We start from the raw sequence: 19,394 nt of genomic DNA, 5'->3' as shown, positions 1-19,394 counted from the left end.
AGTCATTTTGACAGGAATAGCCGTTTGTCCAGGAAGCTTTGATCCAATTACATATGGTCATTTAGATATTATTAGAAGAGGTGCCAAAGTATTTGATACTGTCTATGTGAGTGTTTTAAACAATTCATCTAAAAATCCATTATTCAGTGTTGAAGAGCGAATGAATCTAATCAAGGCTGTAACAAAAGATCTTCCTAATGTTAAGGTAGATGTCCATTCTGGGTTACTTGTTGATTATGCAAAGGCTGTTAATGCTAATGCTATCATCCGTGGATTACGGGCAGTTTCAGATTTTGAGTACGAAATGCAAATCACTTCGATGAATAGAGTGCTAAATGAAGATATCGAGACCTTTTTTATTATGACCAATAATCAATATTCCTTCTTAAGCTCCAGTATTGTAAAAGAAGTGGCAAAATATAATGGGAACATATCAACGCTCGTCCCACCAATTGTTGAAAAAGAATTACAAAAGAAGTTTAAAAAACAATAAAAAAGAGCTTTGTCAGCTCTTTTTTATTGTTTTTTTACGCGGGAAAACAAAATTAGCACATACACTAAAAGGGAGAGAATGGTGATAAGCGGACCAACTTCCATCATTTTATGATAAAAATGATCTGCCCATGAACCGTCTTCAAAAAAACCAACAGGTAATGCGTTAGAAGGTTGCTCTTGATTATTGAAACGCAAGTAAACTGGCTTCCACAAAATCAATGCAAACAAGCTTGCAAATATACCTTGAAGGATTCTTGCAATAAAAAATGGTTTAAATCGGATATCTGTTTGTGCCAGGATGCTTGCAACCTGTGCTTGGACACTAAATCCACTAAATGCCAGGATAAAGCTGGTAATCATTGCTTTTTGTAATAGAGTAGCATCTTGAACCAGACTCGTTAGTTGGCTGCCTAATGTGATTTCAAATAAACCAGATATAAAAGGAATGCTTAACATTTCAGGGAAAGACAATGAGGATAACAAGATCTCCACTGATTTTGCAAGTGTCGCTGTGATATGTAAATGATAAAGTAATTTGTTAATCACAGAAAATAAAATAATAAACCCGCCAACCATTAATAAAGTTTGAATAGAAGAATTAACTGCATCACCAAGAAGTTTACCAATTGGTCGATTATCTTTTAATCTTGTTTGATGCAAAGCGGATAAAGCCAATCGGATTTTGAACTTTTTATTTTTCTTACTAATTTCGTCAGGGGATTCATTCCCATAAAAACGCATGATTAATCCAACACAAATATTTCCTAAATAGTGGGCTAATGCAAGAATAACACCTAAATGAGGATTATAGAAAAAACCTACAGATACTGCCCCAAAGATAAATAAAGGGTTAGAAGAATTTGTGAAAGAAACAAGTCTTTCTGCTTCAATTCGTGTTAAGTGGCCTTCCTGACGTAATCTTGCGGTAAACTTTGCTCCTGCAGGGAATCCTGAAGCCATACCCATCGCCCAAACGAATCCTCCAACACCAGGTACTTTAAAGAGAGGCCTCATTAATGGTTCCAATAATACGCCGATAAATTTGACAACCCCAAAGCCAATTAACATTTCAGAAACAATAAAAAAAGGTAATAGGGATGGAAAGACAATTTCCCACCACATATTTAGTCCTCGTATAGAAGCGTCTAATGACTCTTGAGGAAAAGAAATAAGGGAGGCAGCTAAAATAGTGACGGATATAGATAAAAAAATAGTTTTTAGTTTGGAACGAAACAATGAAGGAACCTCCTTCCGAGAGGGATCGATGAAACTGTGCAATCAATTAATTGAATGGTAAAATAAGAAATATTCTTATCCTGACTTGTCCTCATATAAAACAAATATACTCATAGAACGTTTATTTAGACCATAAGATTGAACGAGATTTCTTATTTCTGTGGATTGGCTTCGGGAAGTCCTGTCTGTTACGGTAGAAAAAACATCTAATAGGTTTAAATAGGAGGTCTTTAGTAATGGAGCACCCTAAAATAGGCTTGGCGCTTGGTTCGGGTGGTGCACGCGGGTTTGCTCATTTAGGAGTCATAAAAGCATTGAAAGATGCTGAAATTCCGATTCATCTGATTGCAGGCAGCAGCATGGGGGCGCTGGTTGCAAGTTTTTACGGGGCAGGAATTGACATGGATCGGTTATATAAATTATCCACAGCTTTTAAAAGAAAATACTTTTTGGATTTTACTGTTCCGAAAATGGGATTTATCTCAGGAAAAAAAGTAAAGGAATTTATTAAGGTTTTTACTCATGGAAAAAACATTGAGGACTTGTCTATTCCAATAGGTATCGTCACAACTGATTTATTGACAGGAGAAAAGGTTGTTTTTCAAACGGGGCCGGTTGCTGATGCTGTAAGAGCAAGTATTTCCATCCCGGGGATTTTTGTTCCAGAAAAATATAATGGGAGAATCCTTGTAGATGGTGGTGTATCTGACCGTATTCCTGTTTCTGTGGCTAAAGAGATGGGGGCGGATATAGTTATCGCAGTAGATGTCTCCAGAGTGAAACGGAACGCAGAAATTACCTCTATTTACGATGTGATTATGCAGAGTATAGACATTATGCAAGCGGAAATAATTAACAATAGAGAGATCGCTGCTAATGTAATGATTCGACCCCCTGTTGAAATTTATAGTTCACGAGCCTTCACAAATATTGATGAGATCATTAATCTTGGTGAGGAAGAAGCGAAAAAACATCTAAAGCAAATAAAAACCGTGATTGAACAGTGGAAGGGGTAGAAAATGCGATGCGCAAAAAATTATATATAGGTTCTGCACTTATCGTTGCCATTTTTTTTATCTGGGGAATGTTCTATTCATTGCCTTATTATGTTTCAAAACCTGGAATGGCGAAAGAACTTGGACCAATCATTATGGTTGATGGCGGCGATAAAGATAAAGGTAATTTTATGCTTACAACAGTTAGAATGGGTAGAGCAAATATTTACTCCTATTTAGAAGCAAAGATACGAAATTATGAAGAACTATATCCATTAGATATGATTTTAAATAAAAAAGAAACAGAGGAAGAATACAATGCAAGACAGCTCCATCTGATGGCTGGCTCAAAACTTAATGCAATAGAAGTTGCCTACCGTAAGGCGGGATTGCCTGTAAATTATAAATATAAGGGGATCTATGTCATGCAGGTGATTCCAGAAATGCCTGCGGAAGGAAAGCTTTCCACAGGTGACCGAATTTTTAAAGTGGATGGGCAGCAATTGCCTTCTTCGGAAAAATTTATTGATTACGTAAGCAAAAAACAAGCTGGGGATAAGGTGAAATTAACCTACTTGCGTAATAAAAGTACAAAGACTGTAACATTAGAACTTCAGCCTTTTAAAGAGAATCCTCAAAAGGTGGGGATAGGGATTTCTCTAGTGGACGATAAAGAAATAGTTGTCAATCCAAAGGTTAAAGTAAAGACAGATGAAATTGGGGGACCATCTGCTGGGTTCATGTTTTCATTAGAAATCTATAACCAGTTAACAGAAGGAGACTTAACTAAGGGCTATCAAATTGCTGGTACTGGGACGATTGATGTGGATGGAACAGTCGGACCTATTGGAGGAATTGAACAAAAAATCGTAGCTGCTGACAAGGCGGGGGCGGAGTACTTTTTAGCCCCTAATGAAAAAGGAATAATGAATTCCAATTACCGGGATGCAGTAAAAACTGCAAGGGACATAAAAACCAAAATGAAGATCGTTCCAATTGATACATTTGACGACGCAGTTAGGTATTTAGAAAAGCTAAAGGAAAAATAAAAATGATGGTGCGTATGCATCATCATTTTTATTTTTCCTGTATATAAATAGGCGGTTGCTCAAATTCCTGCCGAAGCATTTTGTTTTTTAAATGACAAGGAATCCCTAGAGAATAAATCCGAGCTGCCTTAATATCAAGGTTTATTTCTTTTTCTTTAAATGAGGCTAGTTTTGAAATAAGTGGGAGACTAAGGTGAGACTTCTTCTTATTTAAATATTCCCTGCCCATACTGGTCATTCCTAAAAGTCTAAGATAAGAGGCTTTTTCCGAGTGTCTCGTCATTTCCTCTTTTTTTGTGTTCGTTAAAATATGAACACATAACCTTTGCAGTCTTGTCCATGTATATCTTTTTGTTTTAATTTGCTGCATAAATTTGTGAAAGTTATCAGATACAAGTGCTGCTCCTTGAAGTCGATTCTCAAGTCCCTCTTCCATCTCATAAATTTCCCTGAGTTCACTTGGGCTAGAATGAATCAAGCGAAATTGAAGGTAGCTCCAATAATTTTCCCATTGGTGAAATCTCTGAAATTGTTGTTCATACTCTTTTAATAAAAGTTTTGTTTGCTCTGGTACATATTGATCAATTTCTGCTTGGCCTTCGTTATCTGTAAAAATGGCTTTACGAATACTCGTCGCACTTGCAATTGTTGCAGAAGCAAAATGTTCATCGTGATAGTCAGCGTTTTTTCGTGGGATTGTCATCGGACTGACTGAACTCTTTTGTCGTTGGATTGCTTTTATGTATTCAAGTCCAAGAATATTATTTGGTTTTGCTAAATCCAAATAATTATTTGCATCAGGCAATTGTTTAAAAGCTAAGGAAAGAGCTTTAGGATAGCTGACACCAGTATCTAAGTGCCATTTGATGTTTTCATTAAATGAGTTTTGTTGTTCTTTTAAGTAATCGATAGTTTGAATGAAGGAGGATAAATCTCCACTTTCACTGCCAAAACAGAGAGAGTTGCAGCCGACTGCATCTAATATTGACACAGCACCGTTTGCGAACGTTTCCGCTTTCTGAGTAGCGAAGCGATAGGGAAGCTCAAAGACAATATCTACCCCATTTAACAATGCCATCTTGGTGCGCTGCCATTTGGAAACAAGTGCCGGTTCTCCACGTTGTAAAAAGTTTCCGCTCATTACTGCAATGACAACATCTGCCTCTGCAGCCTCCTTTGATGCTTGTAAATGAAAGGCATGTCCATTATGAAAAGGGTTGTATTCCACTATTAAACCAACAGATTTCATTTATTTTCTCCCTTTTTTTTTAAACTACTAACATTATATCAATAATTTAAGGAAACCAATCAAATTATATGATAAGATATTAAAGATGTTTGCAAATAGCTTATCTGGTTAAACTAGAATAGGAAACCTATATGAGCGATTGCTTTTAATCACCTGACGGGGTGTAAAGAAAAAACATTGACAAAAAATTTATCGAAGGCTATAATTACCTTTGTTGCCTTGGGGTGATTCAATTGAAATGGACATTAAGTCAATTACAAAAATATCGAAACAAGGATTTTATGATTGATGAGATGGTTCGTGTGGATGAGATCAAACAAGATGATCCAACCATCCGAGAAGTTTCTCCGATGCATATTACTGGTCGGGGAGATATCGATTCAACAAAAGTGACATTCCATTTAAAAATCGAAGGTTACTTAATACTTCCTTGTTCTCGTACTTTAGTGGATGTAAAACTTCCAATTAATGTCGAAACAACTGAAACGTTCCTCTTGCAAGGTTCAGTTTATGAAACTGAAGAGGAAGCATATCAAGTAAATAGCGATGTGATTGATGTAATGCCAATCCTTCGAGAGATTCTTTTACTTGAAGTTCCAATGCAAGTTTTTTGTGACGATGTTAATCATGAAGACGCTGCTCCACAGTCTGGCAAGGATTGGGAAGTTGTTCATGAGGAAGATCGATCTAAAAAAATGGATCCGAGACTTGCTGGTCTCGCAAAGTTTTTTGACGAAAACAATTCTTCTTCCGAATCATAATCGACAAATCTAAGAAGCAAAGTGAAGAACCAGAATTCCTGGCCTTCATTACTTTCTTAATACTCTTTAAGGAGGTGGGAAGAATGGCTGTACCTTTTAGAAGGACTTCTAAAACTGCAAAAAGAAAACGTCGTACTCATTTTAAATTAAACGTACCTGGTATGGTAAGCTGCCCAAACTGTGGTGAAATGAAACTTTCACACCGCGTATGTAAAGCTTGCGGAACATACAAAGGAAAAGACGTAGTGAACGACTAATTTTAAGGTAAGATAGAAAGCACAAGGGTGTTAAAGCCCTTGTGCTTTTGTCGTTTAAAAAAAAATACATACTCTAAATAAGTAATGAAAGGTTGAGATAGATTGTCTTATTCGATTGAAAAACAGGAAAAGGGTTATTTATTATTTACGATTAATAGAACTGAAAAAAGAAATGCTATTAATTTTGACGTGATGGAAGGCTTAGCTGAAGCGATAAGAAGAGCCTCTGAATCAGATATAAAGGCACTTGTGATTACCGGAAAAGACGACCGTGCTTTTTGTTCGGGAGGAGATTTATCTGTTTTTCACAAGCTTCACACAAAGGAAGAAGCGTACCCAATGCTTTCTAAAATGGCAAATATTCTTTATTCGTTGCTAACCTTAGCAGTTCCAACCATGGCTCTCATAAATGGAACAGCGATTGGCGGCGGGTGCGAACTTGCAGCTGCTTGCGACTTTCGTATTGCGCGAGAAGGTATAAAGGCAGGGTTTGTACAAGGCAAGCAAGCGATAACAACAGGCTGGGGTGGAGGTTCAATTTTATCAGAAAAGTTCCCAGTCTCAGTTACTATGAAGCTTTTAATGGAAGCTGAACTGCAAACAGCATCATATTTAAACGAAATGGGTTTTATCGATGCTTTATATAGGGGTAACTCTCTTAAGGCTTGTGATGTATACCTTGAGAAAATGTTAACAAATGATCGAAGTGTGCTGAAATCCTATAAAATGCTTTGGATTAGAAAGTGGGAGGAAACTAAACTGCGTGAAAGAATAGAGGAAGAGGTAAGAAATTGTTCCTTACTTTGGGAAAGTGATGACCATCATCAATATGTAAAAACTTTTATAGGCAAAAACAATGAATAAAGATTAAAACACCGCTTTTGATTAAGTCTATCTTTTCTAGTAGATGCATATGTATTATAAAAACACTAGGAGGGATGATTTAATGTCACCAACTCGACAAGATGCATGGTCCCAAGATGAAGACTTGTTGCTTGCTGAAGTTGTGTTACGGCACATCCGTGAAGGCGGGACACAGCTGCAAGCGTTTGAAGAAGTAGGGAAGCAGCTTACGCGTACCTCTGCAGCCTGTGGCTTTCGCTGGAATTCATTTGTTAGAAAACAATATAAATCAGGAATAGAGCTAGCCAAAAAGCAGCGTAAAGAGTTGAAAAAGCAGCCAGTCTCGAATGAAGTAGAGACTATTCAGGAAGCAGTTAAAGTAGAAAGCGTTCCTTCACCAAAAGGAAATGTGCCAAGCAGCACAATTACGTTTTCGGCTGTTATTCAATTTTTAGAGGGTCTTCATCAAAAAGCGCAAGTTTCAACCGATTTTGAAACAGACAGGAAGAGGTCTTTTGAAAAAATCAAAGAGTTGGAAAAGAAGGCATTCTATTTAGCTGCAGAAAATGAAAGATTATCCAAAAATTTAAAGGCAATCGAAGAGGATTATCGATCATTAATTGAAATTATGGAAAGAGCTCGAAAAATGGTCGTCCTTCAGGATGAGGACCGACAACAAAAGGTTAAATTCCAAATGGATAAAAACGGGAACCTTGAAAGAGTAGAAAAGTAGAAAAAGCGGACCTAATGTCCGCTTTTTCATTTTTTTTAATTATTATGTTGTGGTTCGACGCCTTTAGGATACCAAACCAATGGATTTTCTCCACGGTCACGCTCCATATCGTATTCTACATTGGCAAAGTCCATTTTTTCCCAGAAACTCCTTGATTGAACTCTAGGATTCGTCTTAATCGGGAGACCAAAGCTCATCGCAAATTCTACAAGCACTTTGCCATACCCCTTACTTTGATAATCAGGCAATACCTCGAGCTTCCATATTTCTAAGTAACTTTGCGGTGGATAGAAGTAGCGGTCAAATTTTGCATCAATTTGATATAAACTCATTCGTGCTACTAGTTTGTCCCCGAAATAAATTCCGTAGAATGGTGAGTCACTATTGTTATCAACCATATTTGCTTCAAGATCTTCCAGCATTGACAATTCTTGAATCCCATATTCTTTAAACTTTTTGAACTCTTCTAGTGTTTTAAAGTTTACTTTTAGTCTTTCCACTTTAACTGCCATAGTCGACCTCCTAAATATGAAAACCTCATAATATTGTATATATTCATTTGTTCCTGAATAACATGATATGAAATTAATTTTGCATTATTCAAATGAATTACCTTCATTATATAACAAAAACTTAAAAAATTCTTCAAATTAGTTCAGATAGCGTTTTCAAAGATTGCAGGAGATTTAGAAAATGATGATGAAACATATTAACGGACGTTTTTTAAGGAGGAGAATTATTGAATAATCAATTAAACGAGAACCGTAAAATAATTGAATCCGGCGGACAACCAAAATATCATGAGAAGGCTAAACAACAAAAAAAGCTCTTTGTTCGTGAGCGTCTTCAATTATTGTTTGATGAAGGAAAATACGAAGAAGATGGTAAATTCGCCAATTTTAAGGCAGGTGACCTTCCTGCAGATGGTGTCGTAACAGCGATTGGTAAAATAAAAGGTCAGACTGTCTGTGTCATGGCAAATGATTCAACAATCAAAGCAGGGTCATGGGGAGCAAGAACGGTTGAAAAAATAATCCGTATTCAAGAAGTAGCGGAAAAATTAAAAGTTCCGTTATTTTATCTGGTCGATTCAGCAGGAGCAAGAATAACAGATCAATTAGAAATGTTTCCAAATCGACGAGGTGCGGGGAAAATTTTTTATAATCAAGTGAAGCTTTCCGGGATGATTCCCCAAGTATGTATTCTGTTTGGCCCGTCCGCTGCTGGTGGGGCTTATATCCCTGCATTTTGCGATATTGTAATTATGGTTGATCAAAATGCTTCGATGTATTTGGGATCACCACGTATGGCAGAAAAGGTTATCGGCGAAAAGGTAACACTTGAGGAAATGGGCGGCGCCAGGATGCATTGTTCTGTCAGCGGCTGTGGAGATGTTCTCACTTATTGTGAGGAAGATGCGATTGAATCAGCTAAAAAGTATATCAGTTTCTTTCCAAGCAGTTTTAAAGAAAAACCAAAGATGACTGAAGGCACAGCAGCGAAACAAGGCCGGGAACTAGAAGCGATCATTCCAGAAAACCAAAACGCACCGTTTGATATGTATGAATGTATTGATAAACTTGTGGACCAAGATAGCTTTTATGAAATTAAAAAATTATTTGCCCCAGAATTGATAACGGGATTAGCTAGAATCGATGGAAGAGCTATTGGTATTATTGCTAATCAGCCAAAAGTAAAAGGCGGAGTTTTGTTTGTTGATTCCGCTGATAAAGCTGCAAAATTTATTCAGCTTTGCGATGCTTTTCATATTCCGCTATTATTTTTGGCAGATGTACCTGGTTTCATGATTGGAACAAAGGTTGAACGTGCAGGAATTATCCGTCATGGGGCAAAATTAATTGCTGCTATGAGCTCAAGCACTGTTCCGAAAATATCGGTAATTGTTAGGAAAGCTTATGGTGCTGGTCTTTATGCGATGGCAGGTCCCGCTTTTGAACCTGATTGCTGCATCGCGTTTCCGACCGCGCAAATTGCCGTTATGGGTCCAGAAGCCGCTGTCAATGCGGTCTATTCAAACAAAATTAATGAAATAACCGACCCGATAGAAAAAATTGCTTTTGTCCAAGAAAAACAGAATGAATACAAAGAGCATATCGACATTTACAAACTTGCTTCAGAGCTTATTATCGATGAAATCGTCGCTCCGTCTGAATTACGAAATATACTTATTCAACGCTATTCTTACTATGAAACGAAAGAATTAAATTTCAGTGTGCGAAAGCATCCGGTTTACCCCGTATAATTTAATAGACCCTATTCGGCGGTTGTCGAATAGGGCTTATTTTTTCTAATCTTTCTAACAAACTATCGACTGCATCTGATAAAATATGGGTAAAGATGACTAAAAAGAGGGGTTACTATGAGGGTTGGAATTATAGGTGCTGGATCAATTGGCTTATTATTTGCCGCTTATATTAGTAGGGTGTTTGAGGTTACGATATACTGTAGATCAACAGAGCAAACATCTGAGATAAATAAAAATGGAATCGTACTAAAGAAAAAAGGAGAACAAACAATATCCTTTGTACAGGCCCTGCCCATTACAGAGTGGAAGGGAGTAGAGGATATAACAATTATCGCGGTCAAACAGTATCAACTTTATCCAATTATTGAGAAAATAAATCAATTACCAGTAATTCCTAACAATCTTTTATTTTTACAGAATGGCATGGGGCATTTAAAACAGCTTGAAACAATCCCGTTTACTAATATTTATGTGGGATCAGTGGAGCACGGAGCCCTTAAAGAAAATTCATATACTGTATCTCATAATGGTGAAGGTATAACTAATGTTGCTGTTTTCAAGGGAGATCCAACACTTTTAAGTGAATTTATTTTTTCAGCACCAATCGAATTTCCACTTGTTCTCAAAGAGGATTACTTTCAAATGCTGCAAAATAAACTAATTGTCAACGCAGTCATTAATCCATTAACGGCAATTCTTCAGGTTAAAAATGGCGAATTAATAAAAAATCAATACTATTTTCAGGTATTGAAAAATTTATTTTCCGAAATTTCTACGGTATTAAATTTGAAAAATGCTGAAGTACATCAACTACAAATTATTGATATATGTAAAAACACCTCCGAAAACCGCTCCTCCATGCTTAGGGATATTGAAGCGAACAAAATGACAGAAGTAGATGCAATCTTAGGTTATATTTTAGAAGAAGCACAATTTAAGGAAATGACCGTACCTCAGGTTGAGAACCTTTATTATTTAATAAAGGGGAAAGAAGTGATAAAGGAGGCGAACTCTTGATTACTTTTCTATCCTCCATTATAACTATTTTCTTCACTTTACCATTTTTAGGATTATTCATCGTTTTTTTTATAACAAAACTGGTGACAAACAATACGCGAAAATCAGTCCACATGGCACTTGATTATACAACGATTTTATTTATTATTTCCGTTCATTTTTTAATCGCTACTATTTGGGGTAAATCACTTTTTTGGTTAATAATACTAATAATGCTTTTAATTGCGATGATTTTTGTATTTGTTCATTGGAAGGTAAAAGAAGAAATTGTTTTGAAAAAAGTGATGAAGGGTTTTTGGCGTTTTAATTTTATCCTCTTTCTCCTTGCATACATCACTTTAACGCTATATGGATTAATTCATCGTGCATTAATATTTACCTTTTCCAACTGATTTCAAGCCAAAGTTTTTTTCAAATCCGGTTGGTAGTGGTATACTCTTAAAAGAATGAATTTGGGTGATCAGAAAGGAAGTACATGAATGGAGATTTTAAATCTCTCTTTACCAGCAACAAATCGGTTTGCTTCGAATTATTTGGAACAGTCTACTGAAATCGAGCCTTTTTTTCATTACAGGTATAATGAATTAACCGATGATGTCAAAAGGGTTTCTGAACTAAGTAACCGGTCATTTCCTCGCATAGAGGTTGCTGAACACATTGAGAGCTTTATGAAGCAGTTTCCATCGTCTGAAGCTGTTATCAAGTCAGTAGATAAACTTAAAACAAATAATAGCCTCGTAGTTATTGGTGGTCAGCAGGCAGGGATCCTCACAGGGCCGCTTTATTCAATACATAAAGTCATTTCAATTATTAAATTAGCAGAGCAAAAGGAAGAGCAGCTTGGAGTACCAGTCGTTCCAGTATTTTGGATTGCAGGCGAAGATCATGATTTCCAAGAAGTTAATCATGTGTTTGTGCCAGTTAATCGAAAGGTAGATAAATGGACCTATCCGGAGAGAGTAGTTAATAAGAAAATGGTCTCCGATATTCAGTTAAACAAAGAAAGCTGTCTAGCATGGGTTAATAATCTAATTGAGAATTTCGGTGAGACAGAGCATACGAATACACTATTAGAATTTGCGAAAGAACAAATATCCATATCAACAACCTTCGTCGATTTCTTCGCGAATATTATTATGGAATTGTTCAAGGATTATGGGTTGTTAATTGTTGATTCAGGTAACAGAGAGTTTCGTTTGCTGCAGAAAGAATTTTTAAAAAGTCAAATTCTTCACCATGAAGCGATAACAAACAAATTATTGGAGCAACAAAGGGAAATTGGAAAAAATGGTTTTCCAATTACGCTTGATGCAGGTGAAGAAAATGCCAACCTATTCTACTATGATCAGAAAATGAGTGAACGGATTCTACTTGAGTACGATCGAGGAAATGATCGTTTTGTGGGGAAAAATGGGACCTTGGCATTTACGAGAGAACAATTAGTGGTGCTAGCTGAGGAGAGTCCGGCAAATTTAAGCAATAATGTGGTGACGCGTCCGTTAATGCAGGAATGGCTCTTTCCAACTGTTGCTTTCATTGCAGGGCCAGGTGAAATATCATATTGGGCAGAACTCAAACTAGTTTTTGAGCATTTTGATATGAAGATGCCGCCGATTGTTCCCCGTTTGAATATTACCATCCTTGATCGATCGGTGGAAACAGATGTTGCAGAATTGCATCTAAATTTAGCAGAGGTTTTGAGCTTTGGAACGGACAAAGGAAGACACCAATTTCTAGAAGCGATAAAAGACAAAGAAGTGGAGTCACTATTTTCAATTACTAAAGACCAATTAGTAAAGCAATATAAACAAATTGAAGCAAAAACAGCTGAGTTAGACCGCGGCCTCTTACCATTATTTAAGAAAAACGAAGGTTACTTATTAAAAGAAATCGATTTTTTGAAAAAGAAACTTGATGAAGCAGTGAGATTAAAGCACGATAATATGATCAAAAAATATGCGCGTGTTGATCTTGCTTTAAGACCTGATGGTTTTCCGCAAGAGAGGGTTTGGAATGTATTTTATTATCTAAATCAATATGGATTGAATTTTATTAATGACTTAATGACTGGAAGATTCGAATTTGATGGAAGGCACAAGGTCATGAAAATATAGAAAAACTTCACTTACATTGTGGAGTTTTTCTTTTTTTTGTAAAAAAATAACATAATGAAACAGGATAATAAAGAATTAAAGCGAATAGTTATAAAATAGGTGGTGGAAAGTGGGGGAATGTGGTACATTTTTAATAGAAAGTGGGGGTCATGGGTATGTTCATGGGTGAATACCATCACAGCATTGATAATAAAGGCCGCATGATTGTGCCCTCCAAATTCCGTGATGAGCTTGGTGAAATGTTTATTATCACACGTGGATTGGATCAATGTTTATTTGGTTACCCCATATCAGAGTGGGAGCTTATTGAAGAAAAGTTAAAAGGCTTACCTCTGACAAAAAAAGATGCCCGTGCTTTTACCCGCTTCTTCTTTTCTGGAGCAACAGAGAGTGAACTTGATAAGCAAGGAAGAATTAATATCCCAACACCACTATTGCAATATGCAAAGCTAGAAAAAGAATGTGTAATTTTGGGTGTTTCCAATCGAATTGAAATTTGGAGCAAACAGATTTGGGAAGACTATTTTTCACAGTCTGAAGAATCTTTTGCGGAAATTGCAGAAAATATGATTGGCTTTGATATATAATGGATAAATTATGTTAATATATTTTCTGTTATATATCGTTCGATTGGAAAAGGTGGTTACTACATGTTTGAACATACAACTGTGTTGTTAAAGGAAGCTGTTGATGGATTAAATATTAAGTCAGATGGTATTTATGTTGATTGTACTTTGGGTGGGGCGGGACACAGCTCCTTGATCCTTTCAAAACTCGGAGCCCACGGTAAACTATTTGCATTTGACCAGGATGAAACAGCTATTGCACATGCTAAAGAGAAGTTGGCACAATATGGAGACCGATTAGAGATAATTAAAAGCAATTTCTTATATTTAAAAGAAGAGCTTAATGATCGAGGAATTGCTAAAGTTGACGGAGTCCTATACGATCTTGGGGTATCCTCACCACAATTGGATACACCAGAAAGAGGTTTTAGCTATCATCATGATGCACCACTCGATATGAGGATGGATAATGATGCTGATGTTTCTGCCTATGATGTGATTAATCATTGGGCATATGAAGACTTGGTCCGCATCTTTTTCCGCTATGGCGAAGAAAAATTCTCTAAACAAATAGCACGTAAAATTGAAGCGGCAAGACTTGCAAAAACAATTGAAACAACGGCAGAATTAGTTGAATTGATTAAGGATGCTATTCCAGCACCTGCTAGAAGAAAAGGTGGACATCCTGCCAAGCGAGTTTTTCAAGCAGTAAGAATTGCTGTTAATGATGAATTAGCTGTGTTTGAAAAGTCGATAAATCAGGCAATTGACTTATTAAACCCAGAGGGGAGAATAAGTGTTATTACCTTTCATTCTCTAGAGGACAGGATTTGCAAGGCAGCCCTTAAGAAAGCAAGTGAAACCCCTAATTTACCTCCAGGTTTACCAATCATTCCAGATGAGTATAAACCGATCTTAAAGCTAATCTCACGGAAACCAATTCTTCCATCTGAAGAAGAATTAGAACAAAACAATCGTGCCCGATCTGCAAAGCTCCGTATTGCAGAAAAATTATAAAAAATACCATCACCTAGGCATTGGTGGTAGAAAATGAATAAAATCTGGAGGGGAAGCGTTTGAGTAATCTTGCCAGGAAGTATCTAGAGCAGCAACAAACAGAGCAGAAAGTCCAAAAAAAAGGTCAAGTAATTATCAAAAAATCCTGGCTTACTCCAGGAGAAAAAATAATTGGATTAGCCTTTGCTGGATTTGTATGTTTTGGGGCCATTCACATTATTTCGAACCAATCTAAAATTTACGAGGTCAATAAGGACATCCAGGTTATCGAAGCAAAGGTGTCCGAACAACAGAAGGTAAATAGTGATTTACAGGTTCAGGTAAGCGAATTAAGTGCCTACGATCGAATTTATGAAAAGGCCAAGGAAATGGGCCTTATTAAAAATGAAAATAATGTCAAGGTAGTGCATTAAAATGAACAAGAAACAACCATATATGAATGCAGGAGCAGCCATTTTATTTGTATTATTTGGCTTGCTCTTTTTTGTATTACTCTTCAGATATTTTTCGATTCAAATCTCTGGAGAAGTAGACGGGCAGCCTCTTGCTGCGAAAGCTCAAGAAAAATATAGCAGGGAAGGGAATTTGGCGGCATTAAGAGGCAATATCTTAGACCGGAATGGCGGGGTAATTGCTGAAGATACGAATGCCTATAAATTAATCGCTATTTTGGATAAGAAGATGACGACGAATCCCAAAAACCCGCAACACGTAAAAAACCCAGACAAAACAGCAAAGGAATTAGCTAAATACTTAGAAATGGATGAGTCAGAGATTTATAGTATTTTAACTACAGGAATAAGAAATAAGAAATTTCAGGTTGAGTTTGGCAAAGAAGGCAAAGATATTACTAATCAGACAAAGAAAAAGATAGAAGATTTAAAGTTGCCTGGAATAACTTTTCTCCGTGAGTCCAAACGCTTTTACCTAAACGGAGTTTTTGCTTCACATTTAGTTGGTTATGCAGACCGGATTGAGCAAAAGGATAAAACGATTAAATCAATTGGGAAAATGGGAATCGAGAAAATTCTAAATGATGAATTAACAGGAAAAAATGGTAAATTAAATTTTGAGAGTGATTTGTGGGGCTATATACTTCCGGACGAGAAGGAAAAAATTACTCCTGCTCAAAATGGTAATGATGTCTATTTGACCATTGACCAAAAAATTCAAACCTTTTTAGAAGATGCAATGAACAAGGTAGATAAGGAATATAAACCTCAAAAAATTATTGCAATTGTAGCCGATCCGAAAACAGGAGAAATATTAGCGATGGGGCAACGACCGTCCTTCCATCCAACAACAAAAGAAGGAATTGATAAAGGCTGGCATAATGAAGCGATTGAAACCTCATTTGAACCTGGATCAACAATGAAAATATTTACACTTGCAGCAGCGGTGCAAGAAAAGGTTTTTAATCCGAATGAAACCTATCAATCTGGTTCGTATCAAGTTACCAAAAAGGATAAAGCAATTCATGACCATAATTACTCCGGCTGGGGAACCATCACCTATCTTGAAGGTGTTCAACGTTCATCAAACGTTGCATTTGCTAAGATTGCGAAGGAGAAGTTGGGTTTTGAAAAGTTTAGAGAATATTTAACAAAATTTGGTTTTGATAAACCTACGGGTATTGATCTTCCCGATGAAACCTCAGGAAAGATTCAGTTTACTTATCCGATTGAAAAAATTACAACTGCATATGGACAGGGAACGGCAATTACACCGATTCAACAAATTCAAGCGGCAACAGCGATAGCTAATGACGGGAAAATGATAAAGCCGCATGTAGTCAAAAAAATTGTCAATCATGACACAGGAGAAACGATTAAATCAACCACTCCTGAGGTCGTTTCAACTCCTATATCAAAAGAGACTGCCAAACAGGTTCGTGATATCCTTGAAACCGTGGTTACCTCACCTAAAGGAACGGGTGGCCGTTACAAAATTGATGGCTACAGTGTCGCTGGTAAAACGGGGACAGCTAATATCCCAGGACCGAACGGAGGATATTTACAAGGGGCAGATAACTATATGTTTTCGTTTCTAGGCATGGCACCTAAGGATGATCCGAAGTTGATTGTATATGTTGCAGTTCAGCAGCCTGATCTTGATGGAACCGGCTTAGGTGCCCTTCCTGTCTCGGCAATTTTTAATCCTGTCATGAAAAACAGCTTGCAATATTTAAATATCCAACCTTCTAAGAGTCAAAAAGCACAATTAAATAAACTATCAGATTTTATCGGGAAGTCGGTCGAGGCAACAGAAAAAGAACTTAAGGCAAAGGACATTGAAACCGTTGTAATAGGCAAAGGAACAAAAGTTGTCAGACAACTACCAGAGTCTGGAACGACTGTTTTAGAGGGGGAAAAGGTAATCATCCAAACAAATGGAGATAAACTAGCCCCAGATATGACAGGCTGGTCACTTAGAGATGTAATGAAAGTAGCTAATATAGCTGGCTTAAAACTAAATTCAAAGGGACAAGGCTACGTAACTCAGCAAAATATCAAACCAAAAACGATTATGCGAAACGGTGATTTCTTAATAGTTGATTTAAAAACCCCTGAAGAACAGTGGACTCAAGAAAATCAGGCTAATTCAAATGGCCAAGACCAATCAGAAGAAAACATTGAAGAAATAGTTCAAGATTAAACGTTAATCCCGCTTACTAGAGCGGGATTTTCTCTTATTTATTACCGGTTGTCTGCGTTCTAATAAAAAAAGTACAAGCATATAAATGAACGATAGAAAAAGGAGGGTCGTTCAAAATATGCGAGTTTCAAATGTAACTGTCCGTAAACGATTAATGATTGCTCTATTCGTTGGTATTCTAACCTTCTTAATTATTGATGTGCGGCTTGGGTATGTTCAATTTGTTTTGGGTGATTGGTTGACTGCAGGAGCAAAAGACTCTTGGAGTCGTAATATCCCTTTCGAACCTGAACGAGGAGAAATTGTAGACCGTAATGGGGTGCCGTTGGCAACAAATATAAGTACCCCCACTGTTTGGGTAGTCCCAAGACAAATAAAGGACCCAGCAACAACCGCGGAAAAGCTGGCTTCCGTTTTAAATATGTCAAAAGAAAAGGCATACCGGGATATCACATTAAGGGAGAGAATTGTTCGTATTAAGGAAGGCAGAAAAATTTCTCATGAAAAGGCTAAGGAAATCAGATCTCTGGGTCTTGAAGGGGTCTATATTGGGGAAGACTCCAAGCGTCATTATCCCATGGGGAGTTATCTCTCACATGTACTTGGGTTTGCAGGAGTGGACAACCAGGGGTTGATGGGACTAGAGCAATATTATGATAAAGAGCTAAGTGGTGAAAGGGGCTCAGTTAAGTTCTATGCGAATGCTAAAGGTGAAAGAATGAACGATATGGCAGATGATTATGAGCAGCCGATCAACGGTCTCGATTTGAAGCTGACAATTGATTCAAAGATACAAACCATTGTCGAAAGAGAACTAGATATTGCTGAGGCAAAATACAACCCAGATGGTATTATCGCCATTGCAATGAACCCAAATAGTGGTGAAATTTTAGCGATGTCGAGTAGACCAACTTTTGATCCTGCTAATTTCCGGAATGTACCCCAAGAGGTCTATAATCGGAACCTGCCAGTTTGGTCAACCTATGAACCTGGTTCAACTTTTAAAATAATTACACTTGCTGCAGCATTGAATGAAGGAAAGGTTAACTTGGAAAAGGAACATTTCCATGATTCTGGGTCGGTTCAAGTAGCAGGTGCAAGGTTAAAATGCTGGAAGCGGGGCGGGCATGGTGATCAAACATTTTTAGAGGTTGTTGAAAACTCGTGTAACCCTGGATTTGTTGAATTAGGCGAACGACTAGGAAAAGAAAAGCTTTTTAAATATGTTAAGGATTTTGGATTTGGGCAGAAAACTGGAATTGATTTACAAGGTGAAGGAACAGGGATTTTATTTAATTTGAACCGAGTAGGTCCTGTTGAACAGGCAACAACTGCTTTTGGACAAGGAGTATCTGTAACACCGATTCAGCAGGTAACTGCAGTGTCAGCAGCGGTCAATGGTGGAATATTATACAAGCCGTTCATTGCGAAAGAGTTAATTGATCCTGTAACCCAAGAGATTGTAATGAGGAATTCTCCTGTTGAAAAAAGAAGAGTAATTTCCGAGAAGACTTCAAAGGAAATCCGCCATGCACTTGAAAGTGTAGTGGCCCAAGGGACAGGTGGCAGGGCATTTGTTGAAGGCTATCGTGTTGGTGGTAAAACAGGGACTGCACAAAAAGCACAAAACGGCAGATACTTAGAAAATAACTTTATTGTTTCTTTTATGGGCTTTGCCCCTGCTGATGACCCACAGATTGTCGTTTATGTTGCTGTTGATAACCCAAAAGGAGTAACGGCATTTGGGGGAACCATTACCGCTCCAATTGTAGGTAATATTATGAAGGATAGCATGAAAGCAATGGGGGTTGAGCCGAGAAAGGATCAAATTGAAAAAGAACTAAAATGGCCAGATACTCCTTTAATAAAACTTCCTGATTTTACCGGTTTAACAAAAATGGAGTTAATGGATCAGCTTATTAACTTAAAGGTAGATGCCAGCGGGGAGGGAGATGTGGTTATTAGGCAATCTCCAGTAGCCGGAACCAAAGTAAAGGAAGGGTCAAAAATTAGGCTTTATTTTGGTAAAGAAGAATAACTCGAGTTGAACTTCTTATTGTTAGGGCGGTCGGAATGTTTTCCGCCGCTTAATTTTTTCTTTAAGCGTATATAACTAAATAGCAAAATAAAATATTTTAATG

19 protein-coding genes are annotated in these 19,394 nt (G+C 37.2%); 16 read left to right on the top strand and 3 right to left on the bottom strand.

Annotated elements, in window-relative coordinates; translation table 11 throughout:
- Positions 1 to 7 precede the first annotated feature (7 nt).
- Complete coding sequence (coaD, locus tag COE25_RS14070; RefSeq protein ID WP_088086284.1) at positions 8 to 493, top strand: pantetheine-phosphate adenylyltransferase; 486 nt, start codon at positions 8 to 10, stop codon at positions 491 to 493.
- Positions 494 to 516: 23 nt separating this feature from the next.
- On the opposite strand, the gene ylbJ is transcribed toward coaD, so the two are convergent.
- Entirely contained in the window at positions 517 to 1,731 is a 1,215-nt protein-coding gene (gene ylbJ, locus COE25_RS14065) for a sporulation integral membrane protein YlbJ (RefSeq protein ID WP_098933061.1), read from the bottom strand.
- A 236-nt stretch (positions 1,732 to 1,967) separates the two neighbouring features.
- Between ylbJ and COE25_RS14060 the strand changes: the two genes are divergently transcribed.
- Both COE25_RS14060 and COE25_RS14055 read left to right on the top strand, forming a co-directional pair.
- Positions 1,968 to 2,747 carry a patatin-like phospholipase family protein gene (locus tag COE25_RS14060; RefSeq protein WP_098933060.1) on the top strand — a complete coding sequence of 260 codons (780 nt, stop codon included), beginning with the start codon at positions 1,968 to 1,970 and terminating at the stop codon, positions 2,745 to 2,747.
- A gap of 8 nt (positions 2,748 to 2,755) precedes the next feature.
- The gene (locus COE25_RS14055) at positions 2,756 to 3,775 is read left to right on the top strand and encodes a SepM family pheromone-processing serine protease (protein WP_098933059.1); all 1,020 of its coding nucleotides are present in this window, start codon (positions 2,756 to 2,758) and stop codon (positions 3,773 to 3,775) included.
- Positions 3,776 to 3,803: 28 nt separating this feature from the next.
- Here the strand turns inward: COE25_RS14055 and COE25_RS14050 are convergent, their stop codons facing one another.
- Positions 3,804 to 5,024 (bottom strand): nucleotidyltransferase, encoded by a 1,221-nt coding sequence (locus tag COE25_RS14050; protein WP_098933058.1) that lies wholly within the window; start codon positions 5,022 to 5,024, stop codon positions 3,804 to 3,806.
- 233 nt (positions 5,025 to 5,257) lie between these two features.
- On the opposite strand from COE25_RS14050, the gene COE25_RS14045 reads away from it, so the two are divergent.
- The 4 genes from COE25_RS14045 (at position 5,258) to COE25_RS14030 (ending at position 7,618) form a co-directional block, all read left to right on the top strand.
- On the top strand, positions 5,258 to 5,785 hold the full coding sequence (locus tag COE25_RS14045) for a YceD family protein (protein WP_088086288.1): 528 nt from the start codon (positions 5,258 to 5,260) through the stop codon (positions 5,783 to 5,785).
- Between the two features lie 83 nt (positions 5,786 to 5,868).
- Positions 5,869 to 6,042 carry a 50S ribosomal protein L32 gene (gene rpmF / locus COE25_RS14040; RefSeq protein ID WP_026566356.1) on the top strand — a complete coding sequence of 58 codons (174 nt, stop codon included), beginning with the start codon at positions 5,869 to 5,871 and terminating at the stop codon, positions 6,040 to 6,042.
- Positions 6,043 to 6,144: 102 nt separating this feature from the next.
- Positions 6,145 to 6,906, top strand: a complete 762-nt coding sequence (locus tag COE25_RS14035; protein WP_098933057.1) for an enoyl-CoA hydratase/isomerase family protein — start codon at positions 6,145 to 6,147, stop codon at positions 6,904 to 6,906.
- A gap of 82 nt (positions 6,907 to 6,988) precedes the next feature.
- Positions 6,989 to 7,618: an RsfA family transcriptional regulator gene (locus tag COE25_RS14030; RefSeq protein WP_098933056.1), complete on the top strand. Its 630-nt coding sequence runs from the start codon at positions 6,989 to 6,991 to the stop codon at positions 7,616 to 7,618.
- A 35-nt stretch (positions 7,619 to 7,653) separates the two neighbouring features.
- Here COE25_RS14030 and COE25_RS14025 read toward each other — a convergent pair whose 3' ends face one another.
- A complete protein-coding gene (locus COE25_RS14025) occupies positions 7,654 to 8,130 on the bottom strand; it encodes an N-acetyltransferase (RefSeq protein WP_088086291.1) in 477 nt (158 codons plus the stop codon).
- A gap of 227 nt (positions 8,131 to 8,357) precedes the next feature.
- On the opposite strand from COE25_RS14025, the gene COE25_RS14020 reads away from it, so the two are divergent.
- From COE25_RS14020 to COE25_RS13980, 9 genes are all read left to right on the top strand, one after another.
- On the top strand, positions 8,358 to 9,881 hold the full coding sequence (locus tag COE25_RS14020) for an acyl-CoA carboxylase subunit beta (RefSeq protein ID WP_098933055.1): 1,524 nt from the start codon (positions 8,358 to 8,360) through the stop codon (positions 9,879 to 9,881).
- Between the two features lie 117 nt (positions 9,882 to 9,998).
- Positions 9,999 to 10,901, top strand: coding sequence for a 2-dehydropantoate 2-reductase (locus COE25_RS14015; protein WP_098933054.1), 903 nt, complete (start codon positions 9,999 to 10,001; stop codon positions 10,899 to 10,901).
- Entirely contained in the window at positions 10,898 to 11,293 is a 396-nt protein-coding gene (locus COE25_RS14010) for a DUF3397 domain-containing protein (RefSeq protein ID WP_098933053.1), read from the top strand. The genes COE25_RS14015 and COE25_RS14010 overlap by 4 nt, the downstream gene beginning before the upstream one ends.
- Positions 11,294 to 11,380: 87 nt before the next feature.
- Positions 11,381 to 13,015: a bacillithiol biosynthesis cysteine-adding enzyme BshC gene (gene bshC / locus COE25_RS14005; RefSeq protein WP_098933052.1), complete on the top strand. Its 1,635-nt coding sequence runs from the start codon at positions 11,381 to 11,383 to the stop codon at positions 13,013 to 13,015.
- Positions 13,016 to 13,170: 155 nt separating this feature from the next.
- Complete coding sequence (gene mraZ / locus COE25_RS14000; RefSeq protein WP_098933051.1) at positions 13,171 to 13,602, top strand: division/cell wall cluster transcriptional repressor MraZ; 432 nt, start codon at positions 13,171 to 13,173, stop codon at positions 13,600 to 13,602.
- A 63-nt stretch (positions 13,603 to 13,665) separates the two neighbouring features.
- Positions 13,666 to 14,598, top strand: a complete 933-nt coding sequence (gene rsmH, locus COE25_RS13995; protein ID WP_098933050.1) for a 16S rRNA (cytosine(1402)-N(4))-methyltransferase RsmH — start codon at positions 13,666 to 13,668, stop codon at positions 14,596 to 14,598.
- A 59-nt stretch (positions 14,599 to 14,657) separates the two neighbouring features.
- The gene (gene ftsL, locus COE25_RS13990; protein WP_088086297.1) at positions 14,658 to 15,011 is read left to right on the top strand and encodes a cell division protein FtsL; all 354 of its coding nucleotides are present in this window, start codon (positions 14,658 to 14,660) and stop codon (positions 15,009 to 15,011) included.
- A gap of 1 nt (position 15,012) precedes the next feature.
- On the top strand, positions 15,013 to 17,253 hold the full coding sequence (locus COE25_RS13985) for a penicillin-binding protein (RefSeq protein WP_098933049.1): 2,241 nt from the start codon (positions 15,013 to 15,015) through the stop codon (positions 17,251 to 17,253).
- A 118-nt stretch (positions 17,254 to 17,371) separates the two neighbouring features.
- On the top strand, positions 17,372 to 19,291 hold the full coding sequence (locus COE25_RS13980) for a stage V sporulation protein D (protein WP_088086299.1): 1,920 nt from the start codon (positions 17,372 to 17,374) through the stop codon (positions 19,289 to 19,291).
- Positions 19,292 to 19,394 lie beyond the last annotated feature (103 nt).

The sequence above is a fragment of the Bacillus sp. AFS031507 genome (genome assembly GCF_002584635.1).
GTDB lineage: Bacteria > Bacillota > Bacilli > Bacillales > Cytobacillaceae > Neobacillus.
This window is presented reverse-complemented; position numbering and strand designations above follow the sequence as displayed.